The sequence below is a fragment of the Thermomicrobium sp. genome (assembly GCF_053493975.1).
The window spans coordinates 1-10,247 of the sequence record NZ_JBRBZA010000002.1 but is presented as its reverse complement, the minus strand read 5'-3'; the positions used below and the strand labels follow the sequence as shown (position 1 = coordinate 10,247).

5 protein-coding genes and 1 pseudogene are annotated in these 10,247 nt (G+C 65.9%); 3 read left to right on the top strand and 3 right to left on the bottom strand.

Annotated elements, in window-relative coordinates; translation table 11 throughout:
* Positions 1-474, top strand: a pseudogene (locus ACWIVK_RS00220) (hypothetical protein); the annotation flags it as partial.
* Positions 475-1,460: 986 nt separating this feature from the next.
* A complete protein-coding gene (locus tag ACWIVK_RS00215) occupies positions 1,461-1,787 on the top strand; it encodes a hypothetical protein (protein WP_448574533.1) in 327 nt (108 codons plus the stop codon).
* 1,138 nt (positions 1,788-2,925) lie between these two features.
* On the opposite strand, the gene ACWIVK_RS00210 is transcribed toward ACWIVK_RS00215, so the two are convergent.
* The 3 genes from ACWIVK_RS00210 to ACWIVK_RS00200 all read right to left on the bottom strand — a co-directional run bounded on the left by ACWIVK_RS00210 (position 2,926) and on the right by ACWIVK_RS00200 (position 9,395).
* Positions 2,926-4,680, bottom strand: coding sequence for a hypothetical protein (locus tag ACWIVK_RS00210; protein WP_448574532.1), 1,755 nt, complete (start codon positions 4,678-4,680; stop codon positions 2,926-2,928).
* A 683-nt stretch (positions 4,681-5,363) separates the two neighbouring features.
* Positions 5,364-7,349 (bottom strand): EAL domain-containing protein, encoded by a 1,986-nt coding sequence (locus ACWIVK_RS00205; RefSeq protein WP_448574531.1) that lies wholly within the window; start codon positions 7,347-7,349, stop codon positions 5,364-5,366.
* 744 nt (positions 7,350-8,093) lie between these two features.
* Positions 8,094-9,395: a hypothetical protein gene (locus tag ACWIVK_RS00200; RefSeq protein WP_448574530.1), complete on the bottom strand. Its 1,302-nt coding sequence runs from the start codon at positions 9,393-9,395 to the stop codon at positions 8,094-8,096.
* Between the two features lie 693 nt (positions 9,396-10,088).
* Here ACWIVK_RS00200 and ACWIVK_RS00195 point away from each other — a divergent pair.
* Positions 10,089-10,247 (top strand): COX15/CtaA family protein (locus ACWIVK_RS00195; RefSeq protein WP_448574534.1); only part of this gene is annotated, 159 nt, incomplete at its 3' end.

Sequence of the window (10,247 nt, the reverse complement as noted above, 5' to 3'; positions counted from 1 at the left end):
CGAGCCCTCCGCGAGGGACTGCGCGTGATCGATGGCCCCTGGGTGGAGCGGGTTTGGCAGGTAGAGATGCGGCTGGGCCAGCCCCGCAACAGGGTCGAGGAAGCGCGCACCTTCTTCTTCAAACTGGCGGAGGAGGCGGGGCTGGGGATCTTTCGGCGCGGGGTGCGCGGCCAGCCCTCGCGACTCGTGTTGGCGCCTGATCTCGAGGAGCGGGTGCGCGCGCTGCGGCCGCTCCTGGTGGAGGGGCGTGCCGAAATCCCGGAGGGAGAGACGAGCGAGGTATCCGAGCCTGTGCGTGCTGCGTTCGGGAGCGAGTCCGACCGAACGGCGCGACGACTCGAGCAGAGGTCGGTCGCAGCGGGCGGTCTGGCGGTGACCGTGACGGTGACGGTGGACCTCACGGCGTGGGATCTCGACAAGATCGAGCGTTTCCTGCGGCTGCTCGGCGTCGTGCCAGTGCGTAACGAACCCTGAGGACACGGCGGAGACGTGATGCCGACTGGGTCCTAGCGAGGGCTCACTGGAGAGGCCCTGAGCGGTGGACGTCGCCGGTCGATTGGACTGCTGCGTTCCCGGTAGGTGGACAGAGAAACGGAGACCGGGACGGTTCGCCGAGTCGGTCGGAGCCGTCGGTTCGCAGGAGCGCGGGGAACATCGGGTCGTTACCCGACAGTGCTGGCGGGCCTGAGCCGTCACTCGTCGTCCGCCGCTCCGGCGGCGGGTGGGCACGCCCGGTCTGGCGCGATGCCTCGCGCGCCGTCGACGCGCGAGGGACATCAGGCAGGGAGCAGCATCCTGTGCGCGCCTCCCTCGACGAGCGTCGCCAACCCGAGTCTATGGTAAGCCGCGGCGATCGCTCCAGTGGCGATCGGCTTCGCTCGAGGGTGAGGCGGAGTCCATGCTGGTCGATCGAGGTGACAGCGAGCGGCGAGCGAGTGGGCCCGTGACTGTCCGAGATGTCGGTGCCGACGTCGTCGAGCGCCAGCGCGACGCCCTTGCTTGCGGGGAGCGAGCGTTCGCTGCAGCGCGCTCGGTTCGGCGCCGAGGTGTCGGTCGGTGATCGCGAAGATCCGGTTGCCGCGCGCGGTCCGCGTCGACCGCGGGGAACGTTTCCTTCTCCGCAGCCGGTTCGCCGGGGGGGCGATGGCTCCGAGCGTTGACGCGGACGATGGCACTGGTGGCAGCCGAGCGAGCCTGTGCGAACGACGCTTGTGGGAGGGCGATCGGAGGCACCGCTCCTGGACGAGTGGACGGGATGGGTTGGCGAGAAACAGTGATCGCTGACGACGAGGTGGGCGTGGGGTCCGCCATTGGGTGGTGCGCTCGGCTGCAACGGTGGCATCGGCGGGGCGCCGGAGGTGAGCCGCTGGTCGAGAAGTGCCGCGACGAGAGCGGCCAGTGCTGGTTGAGCTGGATCGGCCCCGTCTGCGAAAAACACTGCAACATGATCGACGTGGCTGATGAGGTGTCACGTGCGCTCGATGGTGGTGGGGGTGGTCTCCGTGCTGACCACACAGTGCTCGTTCTGCCGAGTGATCGGCAAGATCAAGCCGTGCGAGGAAGAGTCAGGCGGTGAGAGAAGGGAAGCGTTGGCCGGTCGCATCGCGGAGATGGCGCAGCAGCTGATGCCTCGCTGGCTCATCGGGTACGGCGATCGGGGTGGTGGCATCGAGCTGGCCGGCGACGAAGGGCTGGAGCGCGTAGCGGAGCTGATCGAGTGCCTGGACGAGCCAGTATCGAGCGTGAGCCAGTCGCGTGAAGAGGCGCTGGAGCGACAGCAGAGGTAGCCGACGATGAGAGTCGTCGGTAGGTCTCGGGCTGCTCACCGCGTGAGGATGGGTGCAAAGGTCGCGAGCGACAGAGGGGCGGACCGGGGTTATCGGGCTCAGCGCGATGGACCTTCCCGTCGTGAGGTCGTCAGAGTGGGCTGTCTGGGGTGAACACGGAGAGGACACCCGAGCCGTTGGAGTGAGTGATGGGGGCAGACGTCGGCGGCTGAAGGTGGCCACAGTCTCCTGCGTCACCAGAACCGCTTCCTACGGGGTGGGGGTAGTGATGCCCTTGGCGGGCGGCACGCGGGCGGTCCCAGCCTGGGAAGGTGTGCAGCAGGTCGCGGAGCGCGTCCTGGCGGACGCTTGGCCGGTCTTTTAGTGACGAGAAAGCGGGGTTGCAGTCAGCACGAGCTTCTCGTGGTCGATTGGACAGAGCGGCAGGTTCCTGAGCGACCGACGTTGGCTCTGAGTCAAGGACATCGAGTCACCAGCCGGCGCAGCTTCCAGTCGGGGCCGACTGTCACGAAGCGAGCGGAGAGCGTGTCGAGGTCCGTGCTGTCTCGTAGACGGCACCAGGGCAGGGCGTAGAGAGACCGAGCGCCGCGGTCGCGCAGCACAGGAGGAGGCCTGCGATGCGGAAGAGGGGCACGGTAAGGACGAGATCGGGGCGGGCAGTGGAAGCAGGGTTGTCTTCTGGTGGGCGGGGCCAGAGGGACAGCCGCAGCGAGGAGCCGCGGGGCCTGGCTATTTCTCCGCTCATGGTGGGTCGCGCCGTCGATGAATGGGTCCTGCGGCGTCATCCGCAACGAGGAAGCGCTCAGACTGCACCGTAGGGTACCGAGGGACGTGCCGGGTATCCCAGAAGCCTGCTGAGGCTTTTCGATGAACACCAGCGCGGCCCCGTGGCCTCGGCATCAGAGAGACGACGATGTCTGATAGTGCCAGAGAGACATCAGTTCACAAAGAATCCGTAGTGGGCGGAAACGCCCTCGCTGCTCCCCGGTGGCTGGTCGACATGCATCGGGACGATGGATGGTGGAGGCCGCTGCATCAGTTCATGTTTCGGGGGAGAATGGTCCGTCTGCGAGACGGGCGGCGCGCCGGGAGAGCCCTATTTCTTTTAGGCTCTCCCGGCGTGTCGTTGTCTCGTCGCTCAGTCTCGCTGCTGCAGGGGCGGGTGTCGCCGGCTGGGGCCGTGAAGTGCGAAGACGAATCCACTGAGCGTCGGCAGGAGCAGTAGGAGCAGGGCGATCCACCAGGACGGTCGGAAAAGGCCGGATCCCGTCTTGGGAAGGAGTTGGACTGTCTCTTGAGCAGACTCGGTCTGCAAGGTGTTCTGCTCCCGGACCGACTGGTAAGTGGCGCTGTCTCGATCCTCTGACGGGCTCGGGCTCCCGGCTGATGGCTCGTCGGCAGGCGTGTCGGAAGGCGATGGTGGAGGCGGTGGTGGATTCCCTGGCGGGTTGACGCCGCCTGGTGGATCCACGCCTGGCGGGGGATCATCGGGGCCCGGTGGCGGCGGCGGTGGCGGTGGTGGCGGCGGCGGGACTGGCGCGAACCGGTTGACGAGCTCGACGACGCAGCGGACTTCTCCGGTTTCCTCGTCGATGGAACATGCCTCAGGCATGCCGCAGTCGTTGGGGTCCTGGCAGCCGAGGAGTTGGAGGAAGCCGGGGTAATCGTATGACCCGAAGCCTCGCGACGGAATCCAACCCGCGGGACCGGACTGCTCGGTGATCACCAAAACGAAGTCGCTGAAATCCCCGTCCAGTGGGAGGGGGAGGAAGACAGGCGGTGTGCAGATCACGGTGGAGGACGAGGCCGGACAGGTGAGGGTGACTACCTGGTGATCGGGATGACCCTGGGGCCAGAGCGTCACCTGCACAGTCGCAGCTCCACCGGGCGGCAGGGCACCGGTCCAGCGCTTGGTGAAGTCGAGCCAAATTCCGATACCGCCACCGCTGCTGTTGCGGTTAACGACAGCAATCATGAGAGAGTTGCCAAAGAGCATCCATCCGGGACCGACCCTGTAGATGTTGGGCGGGCCGGCTATTAGCTCGTGAGACGTTCCGTCCCAGGTGCCGAAACCCTGCCAGGGGACCCAGCCCGAAGGCATAGCATCCTCGCTGATCGTGATCGGGCCCCGGTTTGTGACCCAGCCGGACACAGTGACGGGGTTCGGCACGCATGAGGCAGGATTCTCTGTATTCGAGCAAGTGAGCGTGACAGTGCCTCCTGGGGTCTCGAGCGTGAGTGTCGCAGGGCTATCCGGTAGGTCATTGCTAGCCCATAGTTTCGATACTGTAATGATGAGGTCCTGGAGCTGGTTGCGGACGGTAACAGTACAGCGTTGGGGGCACTCCATCAGGTTCACGTTGCCGGTTCCTCCGATGACGGTCCAGCCGTCAGGTGGATTCGGCTCTTCGACGATGAGCGTGCCCGGGCGAGAGGGGAAGGTGATGGTGCCGCAGAAGACGGGCGAAAAACCGGCCGGGCAGTGAACCGGCTGCGTGACGTCGTCGGCTGTCACCAGGAGCGTAGTCGCCGGGCCGAAGAAGTCATTGCCGAAGACGTCGAGCCAGCGCTTGTAGAGCGTCAGCTGCCACTCTTGGCCGGGGGGATTGTTCTCTGAGAATGGCTGGTTCGAATTTGACCCGGCGGGAGGGCAGGCGATCTTGCTTGCACCGCCGCAGGTGCCCGGCGCCTCCTGCGTCGGAGGAGGTTGCGGCGTCTGCGGATTCGACTGCTCCGTCCCTTGCTCCGTCGCGGTCTTGGTGACTTGAGGAGTCTCGGTGGGCGTGAGCTTATCGGCGTGCGTGGGTTGGATGGAGGCGAAGGTCGCGACGAGCATCGACAAGATGACGACGACGACGAGTAACCGACTTCTGCGTTGCGTGGAGTACGCCATGTGTGACCCCCTCCCGATCGGGGCTGACGCGATCCAGCAGATTTTTAGCAGCTCATCGTCCCATGCGTCAAGGCCGAGAGGGAAGCAGGGCGAAGTACCGATAGAGAGAATTCGTACTGGGTGAGTGTGATACGTTTTGGCAAGGGGAAGGGGCAGGACGCTGGACGCGGCTGGTTTCGATATCGCGAGTGAAGCCGGCGGTAACGGGGTTCTCGTGGGTGGTACGGGTGGTGGGATCGTGGTCACAGGCTTGGTGCGCGGCCGGGTCGGGGAGTGCTCGGACCGTCCCTCCGCTCGCGCGATCAGCGGGCGAGGAACGCACGGCACCTGCTGCCGCCGTGACCGGCCGCTGGTCTTGCGCGCTCTGGGGTGCGGCGCGTATGTCGGCGCTCGTCTCACGCCGAGCGGGGCGTGTCTGGTAGAGGGAACGAGTGGCGACGACACGACTGTGCTGGTCGTGGTGGTCCACGAGCAGTGCGCGACCGATGCCGATCGTGGTTCTGCTCGGCGAGCGAGTGGGTGGCGAGGGGACGGCTTCGCACGTGCGCGAGCCGGCGATCGGTGACTGATGCGGTCGGGTGCTGTGGTCGGGCAAGGCAACTCGTGGTGGTGGCGGGACGGCGCGAGCCGGGGCAGCGTGACTGGCCCGTGTGGAACGCGCCGAACGGTCCGGTCGAGCAGGGTCAGTGGGACAGAACGAGCGGTTGCGGCAGTCCGAAGGCGAACCCCTGAACGTAGTCGCAGTGCCAGGAACGGAGTCTCTCGGCGACGCTGGGACGATCGACTCCCTCGCTGATGACACGCAGCCCCAGGCGGTGGCTCGTCTCGGTGATCGCGCGGACGAGCAGGTCGCCTTGCGGAGTGCCGACGAGGTTGATCACGGCGCGGTCGATCTTGATCAGGTCGAGCGGCAGAGTAGCCAGGGTCATGCAGGAATGCGTTCCGCTCCCGTAGTCATCGAGCGCGACAGAAAACCCGTTCGCGCGCAAGTGCTCGAGGACGTTGGCGAGCGCCGAGAGGTCGGTCAGCGCGTGCTCGTCCGTGATTTCCAGCGTGATGTGCCCGCCTCCACTGGCTGACCCGAAGTCTTTAACTTGGCCAGTGGCGTGCAAACGCAGGAGCACGGTCGGTGGAGCGTTGACGTGGACGGACAGTCCCGCGGCACAGTAGCGCTGCGCGACCGCGAGGGCAGCACGGAAAAGCTGCTCGTGCCGGTCCAGTTGGTCGACGAGCGGCAGGAAGAGGCACGGGCGCAGGATCCGCTGGCCGACGCGGAGCCGGGCGAGGAGCTCGAACCGTTCTTCGACAGTGGGGTTGAGTGGGACGATCGGTTGGACGACGAAACTGAACTGTCCATCGAGGACCGCTCGAGCGATCTCGAGCTGGGTGGGCAGGCCTGGATCGGCCTCCTCCGCACTCAGGGTGATGACTGGGTCGTCTAGGCTGAGAGCGAGCTCGCGGAGTCGAGCGAGCAGCTGGCCCAGCGCCGACTCGCTGAGCGAGGATCGTCGCAAGGGGGTCACGACGAAGGTGACGCGCGAGTGGAACGGCCACGCGGAGAGCGTGGGGTAGGCCCGTTGAAAGGCCGGGAGCACCTCGCGCAGCCTCTCGGTCACTTCGGTGGAGGGTGCAGTGTCGATGACGGCGACCAGACTGGCTGCATCGAGCCAGATCAAGTGCGTCGGCTCGATGGCACGCTCGAGCAAGTCGGTGAGCGTCGTCTGCAGGCTCGGCGTGATGTCCTGATAGAACGACGTGACGCGGAGGGTGCAGGCGTGGAGGAGGCCGTACACGAGGGAGACCGACTGCTGTGTCTGCAGGGTGCGTTGGAGCAGGCGAGAGAGGACGCGCAGCGGTGACTCGAGCACCGCGTGCGTGCCCTCACCCGCGCTGGCAAAGTGGCACGACGGTTCGAGCACGTTCCGAACGAGGTCCGGCACGAACTGGATCAAAACGGTCGACCGCCCACTCGGGTCGCACCCGAGCGTCGTCGCGCGCACGGAGAAGCGCCGCAGGCCCATCGCCGTCGCGGCCAGCACTGGGTAGTCTTCGAGGGTGTGGCTTTCAGCCAAGCGGGCGCCGAGCCCGCGCCAACTGGGGAGGACGGGCAGCAACCGCTCGAGCGTCTCACCGACTGCTTGCGGTCGGTCGATCAGGCGCTGAAAGGCAGGGTTCGCTGCGATGACGGTCCACTGCTCGTCGACCATGCAGGTCGGGATCGGCGAAGTCCGCCACAGTTCGTCGAGCGTGAGAGCGAGGGCGACACGGTCGAGCAGGCTCTCCAGGAAGGGTCGGAGTCTCACACACTCAGCGATCGCGGCTGGTAACTCCGGTGTTTGGCAGAGCTGCATCCAGAGCAAACCCTCAGGGTGTCCGTCGCGCCAGCGGAGCGGCAGGAGCACACCCGGTAGCTGAAAGAGCGGGAGGGAGTGGTGGGAAGCGTCTCGGATCGGGAGAACGACCGGGTCGGGAGTCTGGGCGATCGCGCAGACAGTCTGGCTGGCGAGCGACAACGGAATCGGATGATCCTCGGAGTCGTGCGACGCGACTAGGACGTAGTCCCTGTCCGCACGTTCGGAGAGCCACAGCGCTGCGGCAGGAGACGGCAAGCGGGCGAGGAGCGTCTCGAGATCCTGCTGCGCGACGATCCGGCTCGGAAAGTGCTCCATAGACGTTTCCTCACCCGTCCCTACCCGATTCGGATAAATAATACGGAAGGAACACGGTGAGTGCAAGGCTGTTCCTGTACGAGGAGCCGGCGAGAGCCGCTGGCTAGGCAGTGCCTGCTCCGGTGCCGAACCGCTCGGCGCGACGGCCGCAGACCCGTCCTCTACAGTGAGGAGACTATCGGGCTGCCGAGACGGCAGAGGCTCGCCTGGATCGAAGGTGGGCGAGCGACCCGGGAGGGTGCCGCAGTCGCGAGCGATGACCCGGAAGTTGCTGCGCGGTCGCCGGTACCGGCAGGACGGCAGCGGACACGCGACGGGTCGGTCACCGATGGCGAGCGCGAGCCTTCCCCACCTCGGGATGCGGTCACCTGGTCGAGCAGCGGCGGGTGCTGGTCTCTGCTCGAGTCGGTGCTGGCGGGTCGAGCGCTGCCGGCCAGTGGCCTGGTGCGGGTCGGCCGTACTCGCTGCGTCGACCGATAGGTGGATCAGTAACCGCTGCTGTTGGCAACGGTCGTGGTGGAGGCATCCCGGCTGACGGGGCGGCCACACTACTGGACGCGGAGCCACTGGTGAAAGCGGGTGCGATGGCCCTCGCGGCACTGCTCTGTCCGACCAATTGGGGCATCGCTACGATCACCACATGGGAGCATGAGCAGGTTCGCGTTCCTGGAGAGCAGGGACAGGAACCTGGCGGGAGCGCTTGTCACAGTCTCTGCTCCCCAGGGGACCGAACCACCCGTCACCTCATGATGGTCGCCGGGAAACCCGACTGGCGATCACGCCGGTCGCCGCTGGCACGATCGCGAGGAGGCTCAGCAGCCACCACGCGACCGGTCGGGCGGCGAAGCCGGTTCGCGGCAGTACCTGATGGGCTGTGTTCTGCTCGAACGCGGTATCCTCGGCAGCCCAGGTCGCCGTGTCGTCACTCGCGCGTCGTTCCGGGCGCTCTCGGTCGCTGGGGTCGCTCGTGGCGTTCCCGCTGCTCGACTGTCCGTTGCCGTTGCTCCCGATGCCACCACCCTGGCCACCGCTTCCGCCACCAGCACCGCTCGCACTGCCGCTGTCGCCTTCGTTGCCATCGCCACTACCGCCGCCGGGGTCGCCACCGCCACCGGAGGGGCCCTGGTTGGTCAAGTTGATCGAGCAAATGAGGATCGGCGGCCCTTCCTTATCCGACAGTCGGCAGGCTCGCGGGATGTTGGGGCAGTCGTCGGGCGTGCATCCGAGGAGGCCCAGAAGGCCGATAGCATCATAGGTCCCGAAGTTGCCAGTCGGCGTCCAGCCTGGCGGACCGCTCAGTTCGGTGATGGTCATCGTGAAGTTGGCGAAGAAATCGTCTTCGTCCGACGTGTAGGGGAAATTGATTTGGTAACAGGTCTCGACAGCGGCGGTTCCTGGGCAGGTGAAGGTGCGCACTTGGTGCAGCCAATGCCCTTCCGGGTAGAAGGTCAGCTGGATCTGAGCCGGGGCGTTGGGTGGGGCAGCTCCCACCCACTCCTTTCGAAACTCGAGGACGAGGCCCACAGCATCGTTAGGCGGCTGAGGGTCAGCGGTATTGAGATTCACGGTCAGGATGTAGAAAGAACCCCCCTCCAGCCACCAATCGCCCTGCGGGCCGAAGTCGTAATAGGTGTACCCCGAACGTGGAGGCTCGGAGCCGTCCCAGTAACCCAAGCCGAACTGTTCCACTGCCTCCCAGTCGGGGGGTAGGCCAGTCTCCTGGACGCGGATCCAGCGGTCCGCTGGGTCGGCCAGTGCCCAATCTTCGAGGATCAGCGGATAGGGGGTGCAGTACTCTCTCGAGCTGGTTCCCGGGCAGGTGATGGTGAACGTCCCCAAACCGGTGTCGATCGTGTAGGTGGCTGGGCTACCGGGTGGCTCTGGTCCGTACCAGAACTTCGTAAGGTGAATCGAGAGATCCTTGATCTGGAGCACGATCGGAATCTGGCAGGGGTTGCCGCAGGCGAGGAGGTCGATATACGAGTAGGTTCCCGGGCCACTGACGACCCTCCAGGACGGTGGCAGCAGGCCAGGTGGGTCGATCACAACGGACTTCGGTACGTGAGAGAACGGTCCGAGAGGAACGCACCAGCCTGGCGCCGGGCCGTAATGGCACCAGGTGGTCAAGGTGGTCGGCGTTCCGACGTTGAGAGTAACGTCGATCGGATACCTTGCTGAAGGATGTGACGACGGGCCGATCCAATACGGGTTGCCGAAGACGTCACGGGGGTCGAGGTACAGCTCGAGGTACCATTGGCTCAGGGGACCGGGAGGGTCGTTGCCATCCTTATGCAAATCGGAGCCGCCCGGAGGGCACGTCTTGGACGATGGATCGCATTTGTCTTCCACGGGCGCGTGGCACTCGGCCGCCTTGCGGTCTGGCCCGTTCGAACCTGGACCAGCAGGCTCGTTCTCTTTCCCGACGGACTCTCGGGTATCGGGCGGTTTGCCCGGATCCACCTTATCGGCCGCAGCGGGTAGCCCGGAGAGCAGCGTCGCGAGTGTCAGCGACATCCCGAGGAGCACGACGAGCACACTCCACGGGCAAGCGGACGCACGACCATGGCCGACCTCCGATCGGAACACCCGCAACACTTGCCACCAAGTATACAATAGGTTGGGGTCCGTCAACTCAGTGGGCGACCGTGTTCGACCACGAGCAGGGAAGCCAGCAACCGGACGCGGAGTACACTGGATCGGGGCGAGCGGTGCGTCGTGCGGAGGGGAAGGAGCGACCGGATGCACTGGTCTCGACGGTGGATCGGGCGATTGGCGTGGGTGAACGCGGTGGCGATGGGACTGGTACTCCTTTTGGGGGCAACGGTCACCGCGACCGGCTCGGGTTTCGGCTGTGGCGAGTCGTGGCCGCTCTGCCACGGCCGGTTGCTTCCGCCGCTC

Excerpts from the sequence above, each read along its gene's own strand:
- ACWIVK_RS00215 (WP_448574533.1), top strand. The coding sequence starts at position 1,461 with ATGAGGTGTCACGTGCGCTCGATGGTGGTGGGGGTGGTCTCCGTGCTG.
- ACWIVK_RS00210 (WP_448574532.1), bottom strand. The coding sequence starts at position 4,680 with ATGGCGTACTCCACGCAACGCAGAAGTCGGTTACTCGTCGTCGTCGTC.
- ACWIVK_RS00205 (WP_448574531.1), bottom strand. The coding sequence starts at position 7,349 with ATGGAGCACTTTCCGAGCCGGATCGTCGCGCAGCAGGATCTCGAGACG.